This window comes from Aeromonas bestiarum, assembly GCF_028751155.1.
GTDB lineage: Bacteria > Pseudomonadota > Gammaproteobacteria > Enterobacterales > Aeromonadaceae > Aeromonas > Aeromonas bestiarum.
In genome coordinates this window covers 4472566-4494758 of sequence record NZ_CP064746.1, presented here as the reverse complement: position 1 = coordinate 4494758, position 22193 = coordinate 4472566, and the positions used below count along the sequence as shown (strand labels likewise).

The 22193-nt window shown below is 59.1% G+C and carries 18 protein-coding genes and 1 tRNA gene; 11 read left to right on the top strand and 8 right to left on the bottom strand.

Annotated features, from left to right (window positions below; all coding sequences use genetic code 11):
* Nucleotides 1-38: 38 nt before the first annotated feature.
* Nucleotides 39-1052, bottom strand: coding sequence for a UDP-glucose 4-epimerase GalE (gene galE / locus IU367_RS20835; protein WP_241279312.1), 1014 nt, complete (start codon nt 1050-1052; stop codon nt 39-41).
* A 203-nt stretch (nt 1053-1255) separates the two neighbouring features.
* Between galE and IU367_RS20830 the strand changes: the two genes are divergently transcribed.
* The 6 genes from IU367_RS20830 to IU367_RS20805 all read left to right on the top strand — a co-directional run bounded on the left by IU367_RS20830 (nt 1256) and on the right by IU367_RS20805 (nt 11153).
* A complete protein-coding gene (locus IU367_RS20830) occupies nt 1256-2260 on the top strand; it encodes a substrate-binding domain-containing protein (protein WP_042870263.1) in 1005 nt (334 codons plus the stop codon).
* A 218-nt stretch (nt 2261-2478) separates the two neighbouring features.
* Nucleotides 2479-5544 (top strand): beta-galactosidase, encoded by a 3066-nt coding sequence (locus IU367_RS20825; protein WP_274452976.1) that lies wholly within the window; start codon nt 2479-2481, stop codon nt 5542-5544.
* A 235-nt stretch (nt 5545-5779) separates the two neighbouring features.
* Entirely contained in the window at nt 5780-6766 is a 987-nt protein-coding gene (mglB, locus tag IU367_RS20820; RefSeq protein WP_043142734.1) for a galactose/glucose ABC transporter substrate-binding protein MglB, read from the top strand.
* A 54-nt stretch (nt 6767-6820) separates the two neighbouring features.
* A complete protein-coding gene (mglA, locus tag IU367_RS20815; RefSeq protein WP_043142972.1) occupies nt 6821-8341 on the top strand; it encodes a galactose/methyl galactoside ABC transporter ATP-binding protein MglA in 1521 nt (506 codons plus the stop codon).
* Nucleotides 8342-8357: 16 nt separating this feature from the next.
* Nucleotides 8358-9368, top strand: a complete 1011-nt coding sequence (mglC, locus tag IU367_RS20810) for a galactose/methyl galactoside ABC transporter permease MglC (protein ID WP_042870254.1) — start codon at nt 8358-8360, stop codon at nt 9366-9368.
* Nucleotides 9369-9419: 51 nt separating this feature from the next.
* A complete protein-coding gene (locus tag IU367_RS20805; RefSeq protein ID WP_274452974.1) occupies nt 9420-11153 on the top strand; it encodes a methyl-accepting chemotaxis protein in 1734 nt (577 codons plus the stop codon).
* 601 nt (nt 11154-11754) lie between these two features.
* On the opposite strand, the gene IU367_RS20800 is transcribed toward IU367_RS20805, so the two are convergent.
* From IU367_RS20800 to IU367_RS20790, 3 genes are all read right to left on the bottom strand, one after another.
* Nucleotides 11755-12123 (bottom strand): hypothetical protein, encoded by a 369-nt coding sequence (locus tag IU367_RS20800; protein WP_043142730.1) that lies wholly within the window; start codon nt 12121-12123, stop codon nt 11755-11757.
* 1 nt (nt 12124) lies between these two features.
* Nucleotides 12125-12772: a nucleotide-binding protein gene (locus IU367_RS20795; protein WP_043142728.1), complete on the bottom strand. Its 648-nt coding sequence runs from the start codon at nt 12770-12772 to the stop codon at nt 12125-12127.
* A gap of 100 nt (nt 12773-12872) precedes the next feature.
* Nucleotides 12873-13049 carry a hypothetical protein gene (locus IU367_RS20790; RefSeq protein ID WP_103472280.1) on the bottom strand — a complete coding sequence of 59 codons (177 nt, stop codon included), beginning with the start codon at nt 13047-13049 and terminating at the stop codon, nt 12873-12875.
* 747 nt (nt 13050-13796) lie between these two features.
* Here IU367_RS20790 and arcA point away from each other — a divergent pair.
* The 4 genes from arcA to IU367_RS20770 all read left to right on the top strand — a co-directional run bounded on the left by arcA (nt 13797) and on the right by IU367_RS20770 (nt 18642).
* The gene (gene arcA / locus IU367_RS20785; protein ID WP_042870246.1) at nt 13797-15017 is read left to right on the top strand and encodes an arginine deiminase; all 1221 of its coding nucleotides are present in this window, start codon (nt 13797-13799) and stop codon (nt 15015-15017) included.
* 62 nt (nt 15018-15079) lie between these two features.
* Complete coding sequence (gene arcC, locus IU367_RS20780; protein ID WP_274452973.1) at nt 15080-16006, top strand: carbamate kinase; 927 nt, start codon at nt 15080-15082, stop codon at nt 16004-16006.
* Between the two features lie 102 nt (nt 16007-16108).
* The gene (argF, locus tag IU367_RS20775) at nt 16109-17113 is read left to right on the top strand and encodes an ornithine carbamoyltransferase (protein WP_042870242.1); all 1005 of its coding nucleotides are present in this window, start codon (nt 16109-16111) and stop codon (nt 17111-17113) included.
* Nucleotides 17114-17235: 122 nt separating this feature from the next.
* Nucleotides 17236-18642 (top strand): YfcC family protein, encoded by a 1407-nt coding sequence (locus IU367_RS20770; RefSeq protein WP_043142720.1) that lies wholly within the window; start codon nt 17236-17238, stop codon nt 18640-18642.
* A gap of 167 nt (nt 18643-18809) precedes the next feature.
* Here the strand turns inward: IU367_RS20770 and IU367_RS20765 are convergent, their stop codons facing one another.
* From IU367_RS20765 to IU367_RS20750, 4 genes are all read right to left on the bottom strand, one after another.
* Nucleotides 18810-19301, bottom strand: a complete 492-nt coding sequence (locus tag IU367_RS20765) for an arginine repressor (RefSeq protein ID WP_042870238.1) — start codon at nt 19299-19301, stop codon at nt 18810-18812.
* A 201-nt stretch (nt 19302-19502) separates the two neighbouring features.
* A complete protein-coding gene (gene pyrI, locus IU367_RS20760; RefSeq protein ID WP_005318436.1) occupies nt 19503-19967 on the bottom strand; it encodes an aspartate carbamoyltransferase regulatory subunit in 465 nt (154 codons plus the stop codon).
* A gap of 17 nt (nt 19968-19984) precedes the next feature.
* The gene (pyrB, locus tag IU367_RS20755; protein ID WP_181003674.1) at nt 19985-20905 is read right to left on the bottom strand and encodes an aspartate carbamoyltransferase; all 921 of its coding nucleotides are present in this window, start codon (nt 20903-20905) and stop codon (nt 19985-19987) included.
* Between the two features lie 274 nt (nt 20906-21179).
* The gene (locus tag IU367_RS20750; RefSeq protein WP_274452972.1) at nt 21180-21722 is read right to left on the bottom strand and encodes a hypothetical protein; all 543 of its coding nucleotides are present in this window, start codon (nt 21720-21722) and stop codon (nt 21180-21182) included.
* A 201-nt stretch (nt 21723-21923) separates the two neighbouring features.
* Here IU367_RS20750 and IU367_RS20745 point away from each other — a divergent pair.
* A tRNA-Trp gene (locus tag IU367_RS20745) sits at nt 21924-22000 on the top strand.
* Nucleotides 22001-22193 lie beyond the last annotated feature (193 nt).

Genomic DNA, 22193 nt, shown 5'->3' with positions numbered 1-22193 from the left:
CTGGGCGGACGAGGGAGGGCGAGTCGCACTGGGCATGTTCACGCCTCGTACCCCTGCGGATTGGCAGACTGCCAGCGCCAGCTGTCGGTGCACATGGTTGCGAGGTCGCGGCTGGCACGCCAGCCCAGCTCGCGCTCGGCCTTGGCGGGATCGGCCCAGCACTCGGCGATGTCGCCTGGGCGCCTGGGTTCGATGCGATAGGGCAGCGGCCGACCGGAAGCGGCTTCGAACGCCGCGACCATCTGCAACACGCTCTGGCCCTGGCCCGTGCCCAGGTTGTAGACGTGTACGCCCCCCTGCCTGGCGCAATGTTGCAGCGCCTTGACGTGCCCCTCGGCGAGATCCATCACGTGGATGTAGTCGCGCACCCCGGTGCCATCGACGGTGGGGTAATCGTTTCCAAAGACGGAGAGAGAGTCGCGGCGGCCGATGGCGACCTGGGTCAAAAACGGCATGAGGTTGTTGGGTATGCCCTGGGGATCTTCCCCCAGGGTGCCTGAGTCGTGGGCGCCGACCGGATTGAAGTAGCGCAGCAGCGTCATGCTCCAGTGGGGCTCGGCCCGCTGCAGATCCTCGAGGATCTCCTCGATGATCAGCTTGGATCGCCCGTAGGGATTGGTGGCGCTGCGCGGGAAATCCTCCCGGATGGGCGTGCTGGCCGGATCGCCATAGACGGTGGCCGACGAGCTGAACACCAGGCTGCTGACCCCGGCGCGTTTCATCGCCTGCAGCAGGGTGAGGGTGCCGCCCAGATTGTTCTCGTAGTATTCGAGGGGGAGACGGGTCGATTCACCGACCGCCTTGAGGGCGGCGAAGTGGATCACGGCGGCTATCTGTTGCTCGCCGAAGATGCGATCCAGCAGGGCCGGATCACGAATGTCCCCCTGATAGAAGAGGGGTTCACGCCCGCTGATGGCGGCGATGCGAGCCAGTACGCCCGCCTTGCTGTTGCAGAGGTTATCCACCACCACGGGTTCCATTCCCGCGGCCTGCAAGGCCAGACAGGTGTGGCTGCCGATGTAGCCGCAGCCGCCGGTGACCAGTACTTTCATCCTCTTCTCCACGCTAAAAAAGCCTGTGAAGGAGTCTAGCCGAGGCTCCGACGGGTAAACTGTGAACTGGTTAACAAATATGTGGAAACGATTACACTTGTTGCTGTGGTCATAAATGCAGCTATGTGGCTTTTTCCCCTGTTATCAGTGACATTGCTCGGTATAATGGCGCCGTCTTGAACCGTGAAATAAGTGAAAACAGCATGAGCACCATCAAGGATGTCGCCCGTTTGGCCAAGGTATCTGTGGCAACGGTTTCACGGGTGATGAACAACTCACCCAAGGCCAGCGCTGCCTCCCGCGAGGTGGTGCAGAAGGCCATGGCCGAGTTGGGCTACACCCCCAACGCCAATGCCCGTGCGCTGGTCAGCAGGACCTGTGACACCATGGGGGTGCTGGTGGGTGACGTGGCGGATCCCTTCTTCGGCGCCCTGATCAAGGGGGTCGCGGCGATTGCGGTGGAACAGGGGTTGCACCTGTTGATGGGTAATGGTTTTCACCGGGCGCAGCAAGAGCGGGAATCCATCGAGCTGCTGATCGGCAAGCGCTGCGAGGCGCTGGTGGTGCACAGCAAGGCACTGAGCGACGAGGAGCTGATCGACTACGCCCAGCGGGTGCCCGGCATGGTGTTGATCAACCGCGACATCCCGGCCCTGAAGGGGCGCTGCATCGCCCTCAACAACCGGCAGGGGGCCGCCACGGCGACCCGTCATCTGCTGGAGCTGGGCCACCGTCACATCGCCTTCCTCAGTTCGGATCACGTCATCGAGGATGCCACCTTGCGGCTGCAGGGTTATCAGGATGCGCTGGCCGAGGCTGGGCTGTTCGCCGATCCCGAGCTGGTGGAGAGCGGCATGCCCAACGAGGAGGGGGGGGAGCGCGCCATGCTCAACCTGCTGGCCAAGGGACAGCCCATCACGGCCGTGGTGGCCTACAACGATGCCATGGCGGCCGGCGCCATCTCTGTGCTGGCCGACAACGGCCTCAAGGTGCCGGAGGAGGTCTCGGTGGTGGGCTTCGATGACATCATCTACGCCAGATACCTGAGACCCAAGCTCTCCACCATGCGCTATCCCATCGAGCTGATGGCGGCCCAGGCGGCCAAGCTGGCATTGCAGCTGGCGGCGGGTGAGTGCGAGTCGGTGCAGAGCCGCATTTACACGCCGACCCTGATCAATCGCCACTCCGTGGCACCTGTGCGGGCCTGACCCCCTCTATTCATGCCTCTTTCCTCCCCCGGATCGCCGTTTTTCAGGCCTGTGATCCGGGGGCTCGGTCTTTTACCTTCATTTAGCTCATTTTTACCCTGTTTTACTTAACAAAATAAGTGTAATCGTTTACATCTGTGTGAGCGAGATCGCCGATCACCGGGCAAAACTCCCCTACACTGCATACGTTTTCGGCGTTCATGCAGGGAGAGAGAAGAATGCTCAGGGAGATAGTGGCCCGTCAGGATTGGCAGACCCAGGCGATTACATCGGTGAATCGTCTGGCTGCCCATACCCCCTTGTTCAGCTGGCGCAGTGAGGCCGACGCCCGTGCCGATCTCGCTTCGCCGTCCCGCCTGCTGCTGGATGGCGAATGGCGCTTTTCCTTCTTCGAGGCGCCCGAGCGGGTGCCCGATGGCTGGCTGACGCAGGATCTGCCGCAGGCGTGTGCCATCAGGGTGCCGGGCAACTGGCAGCTGGATGCCGCCTACCCGGCGTCACGTCCGCTCACGGACGGCCCCATCTACACCAACATCAAGTATCCCTTCCCCTGTGATCCGCCCAGGGTGCCGGCCGCCAATCCGACCGGCTGCTACTCTCGCGAATTCGAGTTGCCTGCTGACTGGCTGGCCGGCGGACAGACCCGCATCATCTTCGACGGGGTCGACAGCGCCTTCTACCTGTTCTGCAATGGCCGCTGGGTGGGTTACTCCCAGGACAGCCGGCTGCCTGCCGAATTCGATCTGAGCCCCTTCCTGCAGGCCGGTGGCAACCGGCTGGCTGTGCTGGTGCTGCGCTGGTCAGATGGCTCCTATCTGGAGGATCAAGACATGTGGCGCCTGAGCGGCATCTTCCGCTCCGTCACTCTGCTGCACAAACCGGCCCGTCATCTGATGGATATCCGGGTTACGCCCGAGCTGGATGCCTGCTATCGGGATGCTCGTCTCAATATCGAGCTGCAGGCCGCCAACGCAGCGGGCCTGTCGGTGGAGGTCAGCCTCTACGACGGCACAGAGCGGGTGGCGACCCTGCGTCAGCGGCTCGGCACGGCAGCCATCGACGAGAAGGGGGCCTATGAGGATCGCGCCGAGTGTTGGCTCGAGGTGGCGGCCCCGCGCAAGTGGAGCGCCGAGACGCCTCACCTCTATCGACTGACCCTGACCCTGCTCGGCGAGCAGGGCGAGCCCATCGAGAGCGAGGCCTATGACGTGGGCTTTCGGGCGGTGGAGATCAAGGGCGGTCTGCTGCGGGTCAACGGCCAGCCCCTGCTGATCCGCGGCGCCAACCGGCACGAACACGATGCAGCCAGGGGCCATGTGGTGACTCTTGCCGCCATTGAGCAGGACCTGCTGCTGATGAAGCGGCACAACTTCAACGCGGTGCGCTGCTCCCATTACCCCAATCACCCCGAGCTTTACCGCCTGTGCGATCGGCTCGGCCTCTATGTGGTGGATGAGGCGAATCTGGAGACCCACGGCATGACCCCCATGGGGCGGTTGGCGCGGGATCCGGCCTGGAGCAACGCCTTCCTGGAGCGGGTCACCCGCATGGTGGCCCGTGACTTCAACCACCCCAGCATCATCATCTGGTCCCTTGGCAACGAGTCGGGCTACGGCCCGGCCCACGATGCCATGTATGGCTGGGCCAGGCAGGCGGATCCGAGCCGTCCGGTACAGTACGAAGGGGGCGGGGCCGATACCCCGGCCACCGACATCATCTGCCCCATGTATGCCCGCACCCATCAGGACCAGCCCTTCCCGGCGGTGCCCAAGTGGGCGCTGGCCAAGTGGATCGGCCTGCCGGGCGAGACCCGGCCACTCATCCTCTGCGAATACGCCCACGCCATGGGTAACAGCCTGGGGGGCTTTGCCCACTACTGGCAGGCATTTCGCGATCATCCCAGGCTGCAGGGTGGCTTCGTGTGGGATTGGGTGGATCAGGGGCTCGACAAGCAGACCGACGATGGCCGCCACTACTGGGCCTATGGCGGTGACTTCGGCGACCAGCCCAATGACCGCCAGTTCTGCTGCAACGGCCTGCTGTTCCCGGATCGGACGCCCCATCCCGCCCTGTTCGAGGCGAAACGGGCCCAGCAACCTTTTGTGCTGACGCTGCAAAGCCAGGCGCCGCTGCGGGTCGAAATTCGCAGCGAGTATCTGTTCCGCAGTACGGACAACGAGTTGCTGCGCTGGCAACTGTGCGAGAACGGCCTTGTGCTGCAACAGGGTGAATGCCCACTCAGCCTGGCGCCCAGGACCAGCGTGGTACTGATCCTGCTGGATACGCTGCCGGCCTTTGCGGCGGGCTCCCTCGCCTGGCTGGATCTGGCCATAGTGCAACCCGCCGCCACGGCCTGGGCCGAGCCCGAGCATGAGGTGGCGCGCCAGCAATTTATGCTGCCAACGCCGATGGCGATACCGGCGGCGTTTAACCCCGCCACGATAAAGGAGCAGCCGGATCATTGGCTTGTCTGTGCGGCTGGCAGCGAGTGGCAACTGGACAAAAGCAGCGGCCGCATCCGCAGTTGGCAGAAACATGGCCGCGAACGGCTGCAGGATGCCATTGCCGATCACTTCTATCGCGCGCCGCTCGACAACGACATAGGCGCCAGCGAGGCGGATCACATAGATCCCAACGCCTGGATTGCCCGCTGGCAAGGCGCCGGCCTCAACGAGCTGGAGCATCGCTGTCTTGGGCTGGAGGTGGATCCCCATCATGGCCGCGTGCTGGTCAGGCACGGTTACTTCGTCCAGGGGACGCTCAAGCTGTCGACCCGCTGGCAGCACAGCTTCGGTGCGGACGGTGCCATGGCGCTCACCATAGCCGTCGAGGTTGCGGCCGGCATGCCGTCGTTGCCCCGCATCGGCGCCCTGCTCTGGCTGGTCGACGAGGTGGCAGAGTTGAGCTGGCTGGGTCTGGGCCCTCACGAGAACTATCCGGATCGTCTGCTCGGTGCCGACTTCGGTCGCTGGCAGTTACCGCTGGCGGACCTGCATACCCCTTATGTATTCCCGACCGACAACGGGCTGCGCTGTGATACCCGTCAACTGCAGCTTGGCGAGAATGCCGTCGAGGGGCAGTTCCATTTCAGCGTCAGCCGCTACAGCCAGCAGCAGCTGGCCCAGGCCCGTCACCAGACAGATCTGGTGGCCGAGGGGGGCCTGCATCTCTGCCTCGATGGCTTCCACATGGGGATTGGGGGCGATGACTCCTGGAGTCAGAGCGTGCGACCGGAATATTGGTTGCAGCCGGGCGGCTACTATTGGAACTGTGTTCTACGCTGAATCTGAGCCATGGTTGGGTCGACTGAGGTGGCGATAAGGCCTCAGTCGAAAATGATTACTCATAACCATATGATATTTAATTGTTTTGTTGCTATGTAACAGAGTGTAAACGTTTTCATTTTGTTGTCAGGATCACAGAACATCACACAACAAACTGATTACATTAGGCTGGCGCCAGTTCAATTGGTGTACAGCATTCCCTACAAAAAACAGATAGAGAGATCGGAGCATAACAATGAAAAAAATCACGACAATTGCCGCCGTGCTGATGAGCCTGATGGCAGGAGCCACTGCCCATGCCGAAACCCGTATCGGGGTGACAGTCTATAAGTACGATGACAACTTCATGGCTGTGGTGCGCAAGGCAATCGAGAAGGAAGCAGCGGCAAACCCGGGTGTGGAGCTGCTGATGAATGACTCCCAGAATGACCAGTCCAAGCAGAACGATCAGATCGACGTGCTGCTGGCCAAAGGGGTGAAGGCCCTGGCGATCAACCTGGTTGACCCGGCGGCGGCCCCTGTCGTGATCGAGAAAGCCCGTGGCGAAGATGTGCCCGTGGTGTTCTACAACAAGGAGCCGAGCGCTGCCGATCTGGCCAGTTATGAGAAGGCTTACTACGTGGGTACCGACTCCAAGGAGTCAGGCATCATCCAGGGTCAGCTGATCGCCAAACACTGGAAAGCCCATCCTGAGTGGGATCTGAACAAGGATGGCGTCATCCAGTTCGTGCTGCTGAAGGGCGAGCCGGGCCACCCGGATGCGGAAGCCCGTACCACCTATGTCATCAAGACCCTGAACGACGGTGGCGTCAAAACCGAACAGCTGCACATGGATACAGGTATGTGGGATACCGCCATGGCCAAGGACAAGATGGACGCCTGGATCTCCGGCCCCAACGCCAGCAAGATCGAAGTGGTCATCGCCAACAATGACGGCATGGCGATGGGTGCCGTTGAATCTCTGAAAGCGCAAGGCAAGACCGCCATCCCGGTGTTCGGCGTCGATGCCCTGCCGGAAGCCCTGGCCATGGTCAAGAGCGGTGCCATGGCGGGTACAGTGCTGAACGATGCGGCCAACCAGGCGAAGGCCACCTTCGAGCTGACCAAGAACCTGGCTGAAGGCAAGCCGGCCGGTGAAGGCACCAAGTGGAACATAGTCGACAAGGTCGTCCGTGTTGCCTACGTCGGTGTGGATAAAGACAACCTGTCCCAATTCGAGTAATTCCCCCCCTCCAGGGCAAGGGAGATCCCCTTGCCCTTTTTTCAACCAGATGTGATGGCTGATATGACAACACAGCAACAATCAGAATGGCTGTTGGAGATGATTGACGTCAGTAAGAGTTTTCCTGGCGTCAAGGCACTCGATAAAGTCAATTTACGGGTCCGTCCTCATTCTGTGCATGCGTTGATGGGCGAGAACGGGGCAGGAAAATCCACGCTGCTCAAATGCCTGTTCGGCATCTATGAGAAGGATGAGGGCAAGATCTTCTTCAAGGGACAGGAGATCAACTTCACCTCCTCCAAAGAGGCGCTGGAGAATGGCGTCTCCATGGTGCACCAGGAGTTGAACCTGGTGTTGCAACGCACTGTAATGGACAACATGTGGCTCGGTCGCTATCCCACCAAGGGCTGGTTCATCGACCACGGCAAGATGTATGACGACACCAAGCACATCTTCGACGAGCTGGATATCGACATAGATCCCAGGGTCAAGGTGGGCACGCTTTCGGTGTCCCAGATGCAGATGATCGAGATCGCCAAGGCGTTCTCCTACGATGCCAAGATCGTCATCATGGATGAGCCGACCTCCTCCCTGACCGAGAAAGAGGTCAATCATCTCTTCAAGATCATCAACAAGCTGAAAGAGAAGGGCTGCGGCATCGTCTATATCTCCCACAAGATGGAAGAGATCTTCCAGCTGTGTGACGAGATCACCATATTGCGGGATGGCCAGTGGGTGGCGACCCAGCCGCTCGAGGGCATGACCATGGATCAGATCATCGGCATGATGGTTGGCCGTGAACTGACCCAGCGCTTCCCGGAAAAAACCAACCAGCCGAAAGAGGTGATCCTCGAGGTGGAGCATCTGACGGCCAAGAACCAGCCCTCCATCCAGGACATCACCTTCGATCTGCACAAGGGGGAGATCCTCGGCATCGCCGGGCTGGTGGGGGCCAAGCGTACCGATATCGTCGAGACCCTGTTCGGCATTCGCGATCGCAACGAGGGCGTCATCAAGCTGCACGGCAAGGTAGTGGCGAATCACACGGCGCACGAGGCCATCCAGAACGGATTCGCGCTGGTGACGGAAGAGCGCCGTTCCACCGGCATCTACTCCCGCCTCGATATCGCCTTCAACTCCCTGATCGCCAACATGGACAGCTACAAGAGTTCCATGGGGCTGCTCAGCAACAACAAGATGAAGAGCGATACCCAGTGGGTCATCGACTCCATGCGTGTCAAGACCCCGACCCAGCAGACCCAGATCGGCTCCCTGTCCGGTGGCAACCAGCAGAAGGTCATTATCGGCCGCTGGCTGCTGACCCAGCCGGAGATCCTGATGCTGGATGAACCGACTCGCGGGATTGACGTGGGTGCCAAGTTCGAGATCTACCAGCTCATCCTGGAGCTGGCCAAGAAGGACAAGGGCATCATCATCATCTCGTCCGAAATGCCCGAGCTGCTGGGGATCACGGATCGCATCATGGTGATGAGCAATGGCCGGGTCGCCGGGATCGTCAATACCAAAGAAACTGACCAGAGCGAGATACTGCGCCTGGCATCTCTGTACCTTTAGAGACAGGAAGACATTTATGGAGTCGGCTAAAAATTTCAATCTGATGCAGGCGCTCAAAGAGAACGGCATCTATGTGGTGTTGCTGGTGCTGCTCATGATCATAGTGATCAAGGAGCCATCCTTCCTGAGCCTCACCAACTTCAGCAACATACTGACCCAGTCCTCGGTGCGGGTCATCATAGCGCTGGGGGTGGCGGGCATCATCATCACTCAGGGCACGGATCTGTCGGCCGGTCGCCAGGTTGGCCTGGCGGCGCTGATTGCGGCCACCATGTTGCAGGCGCTGACCAACGTCAACAAGGTGTTCCCCAGCCTGGGGGAGGTGCCCATTCCTGTGGTGATCCTGCTGGTGTGTGCCGTGGGTGCCCTGATAGGCCTGGTCAACGGTCTGATCGTGGCCTATCTCAATGTGACCCCGTTCATTACCACCCTGGGTACCATGATCATCGTCTACGGCATCAACTCCCTCTATTTTGATTCCGTGGGCGCCTCACCGGTGGCCGGCTTCGATCCTCGCTTCTCGAGCTTCGCGCAGGGCTTCATCAAGCTGGGAGGGTTCAAGCTATCCTATCTCACCTTCTATGCCGCCATCGCCAGCGTCTTTGTCTGGGTGCTGTGGAACAAGACCCGCTTTGGCAAAAACATCTTCGCCATCGGCGGCAACCCCGAGGCGGCCAAGGTCTCCGGCGTCAACGTGGCGGTCAACCTGGTGATGATCTATGCCCTGGCGGGTGTCTTCTACGCCTTCGGCGGCATGCTGGAGGCGGGCCGCATCGGCAGTGCCACCAACAACCTGGGCTTCATGTATGAGCTGGATGCCATCGCGGCCTGCGTGGTGGGCGGTGTCTCCTTCGCCGGTGGCGTGGGTACGGTTGCCGGGGTGATCACGGGCGTGCTCATTTTCACCCTGATCAACTATGGTCTGACCTATATTGGAGTCAGCCCTTACTGGCAGTTCATCATCAAGGGCGGCATCATCATACTGGCGGTGGCCCTGGACTCCATGAAGTACGCCAAGAAGAAATAACGATTGGCAGAGGGGGCTGGCCATGCCGGCCCTCTCTTCTGGAGGGATCCCATGCCATTCAAGGTCAAGATTTACGTCTTGCTGCTGCTGGCCATTCTGGTCACCATCGGCACCGCCTGGCTCAGCGTGAATCACTTCATCAGTGGCTACATTCGCACTCAGGCCACCCAGAACATCAACGAACAGATAGCCCTGGTCAAAGAGAAGCTGGCGGGGGACATCAATCAGAAAATCCTGCTGGCGGCCAACCTCAACTTCGGGGTGACCAACGTCAAGAAGACCCTGGAGGAGACCGGCTTTCACAATATCGTCAAGGTGATCGGCGACATGGCGTTCGACGTGAGCGGCGTCATCAACGACACGGCCAGGGTCGACGCCCTGCGCAAGCTGATCCCTGAGGTGAACAACCGGATCACCGTCAGCCCGCTGCAGCAGCTGGATGGCAAACCCGTCATCTCCATCCTGGTACCGCGTGGTGCCGACTCTGCCTACCTTTATTACCTCGACATGAGCGAGTTCAAGAACCTGCTGGAGAAGGTGAGCGGGGAGGGGCGCTACTTCTCCCTTGCCGACGGTCAGAGCAATGTGCTCTACAGCAGCAAGCCGCAGGGTGAGAGCGAATCACGCCCCAACCAGCTGGATATTCGCGGCAGCAGCTGGACGCTGACCGGCTACATAGACCTCGACTACATCCGCACCATGACCCAGGCGCTCAATGGCCAGATCGTCATGGCCCTGCTGGCGGTCGCCGTGCTGGTATTGCTGCTGGCCATGCTGGCGCTCAATGTCGCCTATCGTCCCATCCTCTCGCTGCGGGATCTGGTGCTGGAGCTGTCTCGTGGCAGTGGCGATCTGACCCGCCGTCTGACGGTGACCAGTACGGATGATCTGGGCCAGATCTCGGCCGGCATCAACCGTTTCATCGAGCGTCTGCAGGAGATGATGGGGGAGGTGCGGCAGGCCAGTGGCCAGCTCAACAACGGTATCGAGGGGTTGGCCAGCCAGACCGGGGCTGCGCAATCCCTGCTGGCGGATCATGTGCGTGAGACCGAGCAGGTAGTGACCGCCATCAACGAGATGAGCCGCACCGCGGTTTCCGTCTCGGAGAGTGCCGCCAGCACGGCCCAGCTGACCGGCCAGAGCCAGCAGCTGGCAAGCCAGTCCCGCCAGGTGGTGGATCAGGCCATGGCCAGCGTGATGGCGCTGGTGGACGAGGTGGAGGAAACAGCCCGTTCCATCGAAGCCATGCAGCAGGATGTGCAGCAGATTGGCTCAGTGCTCGGGGTGATCGGCAGCATTGCCGAACAGACCAACCTGCTGGCGCTCAATGCCGCCATAGAGGCGGCTCGCGCCGGTGAGCAGGGACGCGGCTTCGCTGTGGTGGCGGACGAAGTACGCTCGCTGGCGGCTCGCACCCAGAAGAGCACCGCCGAGATCCAGACCATGCTGGCCAGTCTGCAGCGAGGTACCCGCACAGTGGTGGAGGCCATGAGCAACACCAAGCAGAGCTGTCAGGGGGCCGCCGAGAATACCACCAAGGTCAACGAGTCGCTGGACCTGATGGCAGGCGAGGTGGTGGAGATCAACGATCTCATCAGCCACATCGCCACGGCGGCCGAACAGCAGAGTGCGGTAGCGGAAGAGATAAATCGCAACATGAGCGCCATCGCCGAGGTGATCCGTCAGCTGACGCACAATGGAGAAGAGACAGTGACCAGCTCGGCTTCGATGCAGCAGACCTATCACAGACTGAGGGAGATAGTGGGGCACTTCCGGCTGGAATAACGGCATCTGGAGGTGTGGCCCAGGTAAAAAAGGCCAAAAAGATGGGGGCGACTTGCGTCGCCCCCGATAGTCTTATCGCTCATGTCCTTGAACGAAGTTGCTCCCTGCAATCCCTGACTATACCTCTTCCTTTAGGTTTCCCCTTCCCAATCCTTTGGGGTGTCCTTTAGCCATCATGGCCTGACGAGTCATCCATTCCCGTCGCACTTTCTCCGTCCTGGGAGGTGTCCTTTACCACATCCTGTGGTGAGTCCATTTGCCCAACCCTGGCAGCCAGTCTTCCTGACCGACTTCATTGCGTCCGTGCATGAGTAACTATAAGGATTTCGCAGGGGACGACAACGGCAGCATGAAAAACGTTTTTACGCATCTCGTTACGCAAGAAACTTGTTGTGATTTTTATGATTTAAAATCATATGGTTGAGTCTTAAATGTTCAGGTTTTTGGATCCTATCTTCCGACTATCGCGGGATCTTTTTCGGCGTCTGGCTCACAGGGGGGATGGCGAATGTCTCACACGTCGTTTAACTCGGGTTCAGAAAGGGGGAAGAGGCAGATGTGTGGTCGCCGAAAAGGTGAGAATGACTACCAATATGGTGGGTCAGCTGTGCTCCTGCAGCCGTTCATAGATGGTTTGACGCTCTTCCGGGCTCAGTGAAGAGAAATAGTGGGTGAACAGGCGCAGCAACAGGGATTTGTTCATGCCGTCCTGCTGGGTCAGGCTGCCAAGCTCGTCGATGGCGGCCGTGCTCAGGGAGAAGGTGGCTTTTTTATAGCTGGGCTTCAGGTAGTCGCCGCTTTCGATAAAGGCGAGTGCCGTCAGGGCTTCCTCTCTATGAAGGTTCAGCTCAAGGCTGACCACCTTGGGTTTGCCCTTGGCATAGAAGTCCGCATCCTCGATGAACTCGTCTATGGTGAACTTCTTCTGATGATGCAGATTGTGTTTCTTCTTCAGGTCGGCAAGGCCCATCTCACACCTCCAGCTCCAAAAACTCCTTGGCGATGGCCCGGATCTCCTCGGCCGACTTGCCATCGGGTTCGATCTCCATGACGGAAAGGCCCTTCTCCTCGCTGTCGTCATAGACATTGCGACCATAGGTGATGGCGTTCAGCACATCGACCCCGAACGAGGCGCATACCTCCTTGGCCTCCAGGATCCGTTTTACCTGGTTGGGCAGGGCCGGGCACTGGGTCAGCACCACGGCGGCCTTGAGGGTGGGATTGACCATCTTGCAGGTGGTGATGAGATCTTCCATGTGTGGCAGGGTCTTGAGATCGCGGCGTTTGGGCCGCAGCGGGATCAGGCCATGGGTGGCTACCGCCATGGTGGAGCGCAGCGCCCGGTTGTCTTGGCCGCCACAGTCGACGATGACATAGTCATAGCGGTTCTTCAGGCTGAGCAGGTCGTTGCGAATATTGCCGTAGAGCTGAACGCAGTTTATCTGGGGCAGATCCGGGTTGTCGTTGCGCTCCTGGATCCAGTCCGAGGTGGTGCGTTGCGGGTCACAATCGACCAGCAGCACTTCGCCATGAAACCGGGTTCTGAGGTAGACCGCCAGATTCTGGGCCAGACAACTCTTGCCGCTCCCTCCCTTCTCTCCACCGACCAACAGGATCATGACTATCTCCTATCCCTATGAAAAATAGCTGCCTTGAGTATAGGAGGGGGTTGAAGCATGACAAGCCAAGAGGAGGTGACCTCCTCTTGGGCTCTCACTTTCAGTAGTGCTGGCTGCCGCCGTACCACTGGCACACGTACTCGGGGACCAGCATCTGGGGAGCCTGGTCGACATGGCAGACCACCATGGGTATGGCGGGCGCTCCCTCAGCGCTGACCAGCGATGGGGTCATGGGCAGGATCAGGGCGGCGAACAGGAACAGTGACTTGATCTTCATGGCTATCTCCTTGGTGACAGAACACGGCGTGATCTGGATCACTTTCTGAGTTAAGCCGAGCCGGCCCGTGACGCAAGGTTATGAAATAAATTCAACGAATGAAAAAAGTTTGAAAAGAGGGTGTAGCGGGGTCGCTGAGAAATACATGACCAAGATGCGGGCTTTGTGCATATCCATATAACAGGCATGTTGCTGACAACTTGTGCCGTGAGCCTGTGGCGGCGGCTTTGGCACAATGCCATGATCTGGGACAAGAAGCAGATTATTCAGCGCCTCGCCTGCTTATGACTATTTATCTCGGTGCCCATCCCTTAAAAACCAGTGAAAAATTCAGTTTAATGCATATTAAATTCAGGTGACGAATTTATGTTTTATATCACTTTGAAAATAATGGTTTTTTGTTTTTTGTTATATCCCTTAGTAGATATAGGTCGTGAATGAAATAGGATGAAATATGAAATAAAAGCGTGGATTAATGCGTGTTAATGCATGGTGTCTGAATGAGAGATTGTCAGTTCTGTTATCCTCATCAAAGAATAAACCGTGATTTTATTCAGTTCAGAGTGAATGTGATCAATGTCTAAGTTTATCGTAATTGGCAGGTCTAACCTCGGTCTCGAAAGGCAAGGGCAGGATAGAACACAAGCTGAGTACCCTACATAAAGAATATCCCGCCTTAGCCACGAGCATGAATAGAAGGAATCTATTCAATCACTCGCAGGGACCACTGCTAGACGGAATATAATCATGAGCAAATTTTATGTAGGTTCTGAAGTTGGCCAATTGCGCCGTGTCATGTTGCACCGCCCCAACCTCAGTCTGAAGCGTCTGACCCCTTCCAACTGCCAGGACCTGTTGTTTGATGATGTCCTGTCGGTTGAACGCGCCGGTCAGGAGCACGACAAATTCGCTCAGGTACTGCGCGATCAGAATGTCGAAGTTTTCCTGCTGACCAACCTGCTGGCTGAGACTCTGGATGTGCCGGAAGCCAAAACCTGGCTGCTGCAACATCAGGTCTCCGATTATCGCCTCGGTTCTTCCCTTGCCAACGACGTGCGCTGCTTCCTGGCTGACATGCCGCACCGCGAACTGGCCCGCATTCTCTCCGGTGGCCTGACCTACTCAGAGATGCCTTACAGCGGCGTCAACATGGTAGTGGGCATGCACGCCCCGACCGACTTCATCATAGAGCCGCTGCCCAATCATCTCTTTACCCGTGACACCTCCTGCTGGGTCTATGGTGGCGTCTCCATCAACCCCATGGCCAAGGCCGCCCGTCGCCGCGAGACCAACCATGTGAAGGCCATCTACCGCTGGCACCCGCAGTTTGCCGGTCAGGACTTCATCAAGTACTTCGGTGACGAGGATCGTGACTACGACAACTCCACCATCGAAGGGGGTGACGTCCTGGTCATCGGCCGTGGCGCCGTGCTCATCGGCATGTCCGAGCGCACCACGCCGCAAGGGGTCGAGCACCTGGCGCGCAGCCTGTTCAAACACGGTCAGGCCAAACAGGTCATCGCCATGCAACTGCCGAAACACCGCAGCTGCATGCACCTGGATACCGTCATGACCCACATGGACATAGACACCTTCTCCGTCTATCCGGAAGTCATCCGCAAGGATGTGAACTGCTGGAGTCTGACTCCGGGCGGTGCCACCGGCATGAACATCAAGGAAGAGGGTTACTTCGTGACCGCCATCGAGAAGGCGCTGGGTGTGGATCAGCTCAAGCTCATCACCACAGGTGGTGACACCTTCGAAGCCGAACGCGAACAGTGGAACGATGCCAACAACGTGCTGACGGTGCGTCCTGGCGTGGTCGTGGGTTATGAGCGCAACACCTACACCAACGAGAAATATGACAAGGCCGGCATCACAGTTCTCTCCATCCCGGGTGAAGAACTGGGTCGTGGCCGCGGCGGCGCCCGCTGCATGAGCTGCCCGATGGAACGTGACGGCATCTAACAAGACGGCGTGGCGCCGGCAGAGGCTGGCGCCACAGATACCAAGACTCGAGATCAACACTCATGAAAAAACCAACTGTCGTCGTCGCCCTGGGTGGCAATGCCCTGCTCCGTCGTGGTGAGCCCCTTGAAGCGGATATCCAGCGCAAGAATATCGCCACCGCCGCCAAGACCATCGCCCTGATCGCTCAGGAGTACAACGTGGTGCTGGTGCATGGCAACGGCCCGCAAGTCGGCCTGCTGGCCCTGCAAAACAGCGCCTATACCAAGGTCGCGCCCTATCCCCTGGATGTGCTGGGTGCCGAGTCCCAGGGCATGATCGGCTACATGCTGATCCAGGAGCTCAAAAACCTGATGCCGAGCCGCAACGTCACCGCGCTGCTGACCCAGGTGCAGGTCGATCCCAAGGATCCGGCATTTGCCAGTCCGACCAAATTTATCGGACCCGTCTATGACGAAGCCGAAGCCCGCATCCTGGCCGAAGAGAAGCACTGGGTGGTCAAGGCCGACGGCAAGTTCTTCCGCCGCGTGGTGCCGTCTCCGCTGCCCCAGCGCATCGTTGAAGGCGATGCCATCGAAACCCTGATCGCCCAGGGACACCTTATCATCTGTACCGGTGGTGGTGGCATTCCCGTGACCTGGGATGGCCAGTGCCTGACCGGTATCGAAGCCGTCATCGACAAGGACATGTCTGCCGCCTACCTGGCCAAGCAGATCAAGGCCGATGCCCTGCTGATCCTGACCGACGCCGATGCCGTCTACCTGGATTGGGGCAAACCGACCCAGCACCCGCTACGAGTCACCAGCCCGGCCGAACTGGCTGGCGTCAAGTTCGACGCAGGCTCCATGGGGCCCAAAGTCGAAGCGTCCTGCGAATTCGTCAAGGCGACCGGCGGCATGGTCGGGATCGGTTCTCTGGAAGATGGCCTGGCCATCCTCAAGGGTGAAGCCGGCACCAATATCGTTGCCACCCGCACCGTGAATGCCTAGTCAACAACACTGCCCGAATGGGGCCTGAACAAGTTTGTACTGTGTATGCGTAGTCAATAACACTGCCCAAATTGGTCTGAACAAATATAGAGAGAACTCATCATGGCTTTTAATCTGCGTAACCGTAACTTCCTGAAACTGCTGGACTTCACCCCGCGCGAAATCCAATACATGATCGACCTGGCCATCGACCTGAAGAAAGCCAAGTACGGTGGCTATGAGCGCAAGCACCTGACCGGCAAAAACATCGCCCTGATCTTCGAGAAGACCTCCACCCGTACCCGTTGTGCGTTTGAAGTGGCGGCCTTCGACCAGGGCGCCCAGGTTTCCTACCTCGGCCCAAGCGGTTCCCAGATCGGTCACAAGGAGTCCATGAAGGACACAGCACGTGTACTGGGCCGCATGTATGACGGCATCGAATACCGTGGCTACGGCCAGGAAATCGTGGAAGAGCTGGGTGCCTATGCCGGTGTCCCTGTCTGGAACGGCCTGACCAACGAATTCCACCCGACCCAGATCCTGGCCGACTTCATGACCATGCTGGAGCACGGCAAGGGCAAACGTCTGGATCAAATCAAGTTCGCCTACCTGGGTGATGCCCGCAACAACATGGGCAACTCCCTGATGGTCGGCGCCGCCAAGATGGGCATGGACATCCGCCTGGTCGCACCGAAAGCCTTCTGGCCGGAAGAAGCACTGGTTGCCAAGTGCCGCCTGATCGCCGAAGAGACAGGCGCTCGCATCACCCTGACCGAGGATGTGAAAGAGGGCGTGCTGGGTACCGACTTCCTCTACACAGACGTCTGGGTTTCCATGGGCGAAGCGAAAGAAGCCTGGGATCAACGGGTGAAACTGATGACCCCGTACCAGATCAACATGGATGTCATCAACGCCACCAAGAACCCGGATGTGAAGTTCATGCACTGCCTGCCGGCGTTCCACAACGATGAAACTACCATGGGCAAGGAAGTGGCTGACAAATATGGGATGAAAGGTCTGGAAGTGACCGAGGACGTGTTCGAATCCGAGCACAGCATCGTGTTTGACGAGGCCGAAAACCGGATGCACACCATCAAGGCAGTGATGGTTGCTACGCTGGGCGACTAAGGTCGCAGTAGTGGTGCCGGGGGGCGACCCCCGGCTTTTCGACCATGTGACGGCGGCATAATACCTCTAACCCTACGACCCGCAGCTTGCATGGATACCACACCACAGAAGGAAGCTGGACCATGACCAAATTCAAGTTCCCATCAGCCTACACCATACTGTTTGTGCTGATCGCCTTGGTGGCCGCCCTGAGCTGGGTAGTGCCAGCCGGCAAATACGACATGATCATGAACGACGCCCTCGGCAAGGAAGTGCCGGTGGCCGGAACCTACAAGCTGGTAGAGGGGAATCCCCAGGGGATAGTCGACGTGCTGCTGGCACCCATCGACGGTCTCTACAACCATGACACCTATCAGGCTGGCGCCATCGACGTCTCCCTGTTCATCCTGATCATCGGTGGTTTTCTTGGCATTGTGACCAAGACAGGTGCCATCGATGCCGGGATAGAGCGCGTTACCGACCGCCTGCGCGGCCGTGAAGAGTGGATGATCCCGATCCTGATGGCGCTGTTCGCCGCAGGCGGTACCATCTACGGCATGGCTGAAGAGTCGCTGCCTTTCTATACCCTGCTGGTCCCCGTGATGATGGCCGCCCGCTTCGACCCCGTGGTTGCCGCCGCGACCGTGTTGCTGGGCGCAGGTATCGGTACTCTGGGCTCTACCATCAACCCGTTTGCGACCGTGATCGCCGCCAACGCCGCCGGCATCTCCTTCACCGACGGTATCTGGCTGCGCGTCGCCATGCTGATTGCCGGCTGGCTGCTGTGCGTGGCCTATGTCATGCGCTATGCCAAGATGGTGCGCAACGACCCCAGCAAGTCCCTGGTGGCTGACAAGTGGGAAGAGAACCGTGCCCACTTCCTCGGCAACAAGAGCGACCAGATGCTGGAGTTCACTCTGACTCGCAAGATAGTGCTGGGTATCTTCGTCGCCGCCTTCGCCGTGATGATCTACGGGGTGGCCGTGCTCGGCTGGTGGATGGCGCAGATCTCCGGCGTCTTCCTGGCCGCCGCCATCATAGTCGGCGTCATCTCCCGCATGAGCGAGGAGGAGCTGACCTCCAACTTCATCGACGGTGCCCGTGACCTGCTCGGTGTGGCCCTCATCATAGGTATCGCTCGCGGTATCGTAGTGGTGATGGACAACGGCATGATCACTCACACCATTTTGCACAGCGCAGAAGGGATAGTGACCGGCCTCTCCACCGTAGTGTTCATCAACGTGATGTTCGTGCTGGAGCTGGTGCTCTCCTTCCTGGTGCCATCCTCCTCCGGTCTGGCCGTGCTGACCATGCCGATCATGGCGCCCCTTGCCGACTTCGCCAACGTGGGTCGCGAGCTGGTGGTGACTGCTTATCAGTCCGCCTCCGGCCTGGTGAACCTGGTGACCCCGACCTCCGCCGTCGTAATGGGCGGCCTGGCCATCGCCAAGGTGCCCTATGTACGCTGGCTGAAGTGGGTGGCACCGCTGCTCGGCATCCTGACAGTGCTGATCGTAGCCTGCCTGAGCCTGGGTGCCGTGCTGGCATAACAGGTGAAAGACGACATGAAACGGGAGCCAGTGGCTCCCGTTTTTTATGGCCGAGAAACAAGACAGGACGGGGAGTCCGGCGCTCCCCTTACATGAGCCCGCAATCAGGTGGGCAAGACAACAAAAAGGCGACCCCGGGGTCGCCTTGTGCATTCAGGGGGAAAACGTCAGCGCGCCTGTTCCAGGGTACGCACCACGGCCGCGTGGGCCAGGCGGGTGCGGCTGATGTGGCGCGGCGCGACCAGAACCACATCGTTGCCCGCGACGGCGCCCATGATCTCGGGATTGGCGTTGCGATCCAGCAGGCGGGCCACCACAGTCGCGGCGCCCGGGGTGGTGTGGATCAACACCATCTGCTGGTTGTGCACCACCTCGCGCACCATGTCGTGGATGGAACGGGTGCTGCCGGCGGGCTCCAGCTGCTCGTCCACCAAGGTGTAGACCTTCTTGCCGTTGGCATTCTGGGCCTTGGCCACGCCGAGGCGGCGCAGCAGACGGGAGATGGTGGACTGGCTGATGTCGGCAAAGCCGCGCTCCGCCAGCTCGCGGCGGATCTCCTCCTGGGTGCTGTAGCAGTGCTGGCCGATGATCTGGCGACAGGCATCCAGCTGGGCCAGATCGGGCTCTTGTTCAACGGGACGACTGAGGGTTTTGACCACGGCGATTTCCTTTGACTGTGACCGAAGGCTATCGCTCGAAATCTGCCACCAATGCCTTTTAATAGCTAAAAGTTCTGATGGAAAGGAGTGAGGCAGGGAATGAGCGATGTTTAGCCTTTATAGGATGGCAAATTATAGCTAAACGGAAAATCTGTGATGTGACAGGGGTCAAAAATGGGCCCCACAGGGCCCATTCAGATATCAGTAACGTTCGCTGACTATGTCCTGGGTGAAGGACTTCTCGCAGTATTTGCACTTCATGCGCACCACGCCTTTCACCTCCCGCACCCGGAAGTAGCTGTCCACCGGCTCGTTGTGGGAGATGCAGTTGGAGTTGGGGCAGTGGAACACGCCCGTGATGAACTCCGGCAGTTCCAGCTGGTGCTTCTTCACCACGGCGAAGTCTTCGATGATGTTGACGGTTGCCTTGGGGGCAAACAGGGCCAGCTGGTTGGCCTGTTCCGCGGTCAGGCGGGTGTTCTCTATCTTGATGAGATCCTTCTTGCCCAGCGCGCCGGATTTCAGGTTGAAACCGACGGTGATCCGCTCCTGGGTCTCGATCAGCTGGAACAGCTTGAGGATCTTGATGCCCTGGCCGGCGGGGACGTGGTCGATGACGGAGCCGTGACGGATGGCTTCGACTTGCAGTTGATTCTTCTCGGACATGATGTTCCCCTTTTCCCTTAGACGGTTTCGTTCAGTACCAGAGCCAGCAGTGCCTGGCGTGCGTAGACCCCGTTTTCCGCCTGCTGGAAGTAGTAGGCGTGGGGAGTCTTGTCGACCGCGACCTCGATCTCGTCGACGCGGGGCAGGGGGTGCAGGATCTTCATGGTGGGCTTGGCCCCTTCCAGGGTGGCCAGCTCCAGCACGAACTTGGCGGCCATGTGCTTGTATTCGGTCTCGTCGAAGCGCTCTTTCTGGACCCGGGTCATGTAGAGGATGTCGAGCTCAGGCATCACCTCTTCCATGGTCTCGTGCACGCTGAACTGGATGCCCTTCTCTTCCAGCTCCTCGCAGATATAGTCCGGCATCGCCAGCGCTTCCGGCGAGATGAAGAAGAAGCGGCAGTTGAACAGGCTGAGGGCCTGGGCCAGGGAGTGGACGGTGCGGCCGTACTTGAGGTCACCGACGAAGGCGACGTTGAGGCCGTCCAGCTTGCCTTGCGTCTCATGGATGGAGAAGAGGTCGAGCAGGGTCTGGGTCGGATGCTGGTTGGAACCGTCACCGCCGTTGATGACAGGCACCCGGGAGAACTCGGAGGCGAGGCGGGCGGCACCCTCTTTCGGGTGACGCATCACCACGGCATCCGAGTAGGAGCCGATGATCTTGATGGAGTCGGCCAGGGTCTCGCCCTTCTTGGCGCTGGTGTTGCCACCGTCGGCGAAGCCGATGATGTTGCCACCCAGGCGCTGAACCGCGGTCTCGAACGAGAGGCGGGTGCGGGTGGACGCTTCGAAGAAGCAGCTGGCAACCAGCTTGTCTTTCAACAGGCGGGTGTCGGGCTCGGCCTTCAACCGCTGTGCGGTTGCGACCACCAGTTCCATGTCGGGCCGGGTCAGGTCCGAAATGGAGATGACATGTTTCTTATAGAGTGGATTGGTCATCGTCTGCATTCCCTTTGACATCAATGAAGGTTTTTCGGGCACAAAAAAAAGCCCCTGAAACAGGGGCTTTTTTTAAAAATAACTGGGGATCTGTGGGTCGGGAACCGGAAACAACGGGGCCGCTCTGGTGCGCTCCACCCGTCTGCAAGGCTGTTTTCTGAATCAAAAACTGCATCGTCTCGTCTCGACCTTTTTCAAAACCGGACAGATTATAGAGTCGCATTTTGAATTGTCAAAAATTTATTTCAAAGGCAAGATTTGCACGGGAAAACGTTTAAGTGTCGTGAACGGGTCGGCAAACCCACACGCTGTGTTCCGTTTGCAGGGGCAGGGCATCTTCGGCCATGCAGCGCAGATAGGCGAGTCTGTGGTGCCCTTCCAGCAGGCAATAGGGTTGCGGCAGCGGCTGTCCGTCCGGGTAGCGGCTATCCGGTGCGGGGGCCAGCACTATGATGGGTTCGGACCAGGTGCCCTGGGTCAGCATGTATTCGCCGAGCCAGGATCGACGCACGTAACGATTGTGGCGCAGCATCTCGCCCCAGCGCTCGATCACCTCCATATGGCGGGAGCTGACCTGGGTCACGATCTGCTCCGTGGGCCAGGCTTCGCACTCGAACTGGTGACGGGCCAGGTCGATAAAGCTCCAGTTGGACTCAAAACCGCGCCAATGGCGATAAATCCACTGGGAAAGCACGCTGTGGGGAATGAAGGGCACTCGCGGCGCGACCCGGTCGAGATAGTCGGGCAGGGACTCCGTCTTGCGTTCATCCCTGAAGTTGAGCGGTGCCAGTTGTTGGAGCAAGCGGTAATTGAGCATGAGTAGCCTCCCGGATCCAGACTTAACCCTACCCCCATTTATGTGGCTTTCCTACCCTGACAAGGCTGTAAATACAGCAAGTTACCCCGTCAGGCTGCGAAAATTGCCGCGAGTTGCTCGTCATTTGTGCAATCGAATCGAAAGTGAGAAAAAAGCCTTTACCTTTGAACCCGGCTTTGTATAATTCGCCTCGTTTGTTGCAGGGGCGTAGTTCCAATTGGTAGAACAGCGGTCTCCAAAACCGATGGTTGCGGGTTCGAGTCCTGCCGCCCCTGCCATTTTCAGAAAAGCCAGCTCATTGAGCTGGCTTTTCGCATTTCTGCGTTCCCGGTTTTCCTCCCGTCACACCTGCTCCTATGGTTGCCGTTTTACGGCGGCGTCAGCCCGTTCCCGGCGCCTCTTTCCCTTCAGATCCCGCACCGCCCCTGACCGCTAGTCGTTATTGCGCCAATTTGCCCTGTCGTTTCTGGC

Coding starts and splice junctions, on each gene's coding strand:
- galE (WP_241279312.1), bottom strand. CDS start 1,052: ATGAAAGTACTGGTCACCGGCGGCTGCGGCTACATCGGCAGCCACACC.
- IU367_RS20830 (WP_042870263.1), top strand. CDS start 1,256: ATGAGCACCATCAAGGATGTCGCCCGTTTGGCCAAGGTATCTGTGGCA.
- IU367_RS20825 (WP_274452976.1), top strand. CDS start 2,479: ATGCTCAGGGAGATAGTGGCCCGTCAGGATTGGCAGACCCAGGCGATT.
- mglB (WP_043142734.1), top strand. CDS start 5,780: ATGAAAAAAATCACGACAATTGCCGCCGTGCTGATGAGCCTGATGGCA.
- mglA (WP_043142972.1), top strand. CDS start 6,821: ATGGCTGATATGACAACACAGCAACAATCAGAATGGCTGTTGGAGATG.
- mglC (WP_042870254.1), top strand. CDS start 8,358: ATGGAGTCGGCTAAAAATTTCAATCTGATGCAGGCGCTCAAAGAGAAC.
- IU367_RS20805 (WP_274452974.1), top strand. CDS start 9,420: ATGCCATTCAAGGTCAAGATTTACGTCTTGCTGCTGCTGGCCATTCTG.
- IU367_RS20800 (WP_043142730.1), bottom strand. CDS start 12,123: ATGGGCCTTGCCGACCTGAAGAAGAAACACAATCTGCATCATCAGAAG.
- IU367_RS20795 (WP_043142728.1), bottom strand. CDS start 12,772: ATGATCCTGTTGGTCGGTGGAGAGAAGGGAGGGAGCGGCAAGAGTTGT.
- IU367_RS20790 (WP_103472280.1), bottom strand. CDS start 13,049: ATGAAGATCAAGTCACTGTTCCTGTTCGCCGCCCTGATCCTGCCCATG.
- arcA (WP_042870246.1), top strand. CDS start 13,797: ATGAGCAAATTTTATGTAGGTTCTGAAGTTGGCCAATTGCGCCGTGTC.
- arcC (WP_274452973.1), top strand. CDS start 15,080: ATGAAAAAACCAACTGTCGTCGTCGCCCTGGGTGGCAATGCCCTGCTC.
- argF (WP_042870242.1), top strand. CDS start 16,109: ATGGCTTTTAATCTGCGTAACCGTAACTTCCTGAAACTGCTGGACTTC.
- IU367_RS20770 (WP_043142720.1), top strand. CDS start 17,236: ATGACCAAATTCAAGTTCCCATCAGCCTACACCATACTGTTTGTGCTG.
- pyrI (WP_005318436.1), bottom strand. CDS start 19,967: ATGTCCGAGAAGAATCAACTGCAAGTCGAAGCCATCCGTCACGGCTCC.
- pyrB (WP_181003674.1), bottom strand. CDS start 20,905: ATGACCAATCCACTCTATAAGAAACATGTCATCTCCATTTCGGACCTG.
- IU367_RS20750 (WP_274452972.1), bottom strand. CDS start 21,722: ATGCTCAATTACCGCTTGCTCCAACAACTGGCACCGCTCAACTTCAGG.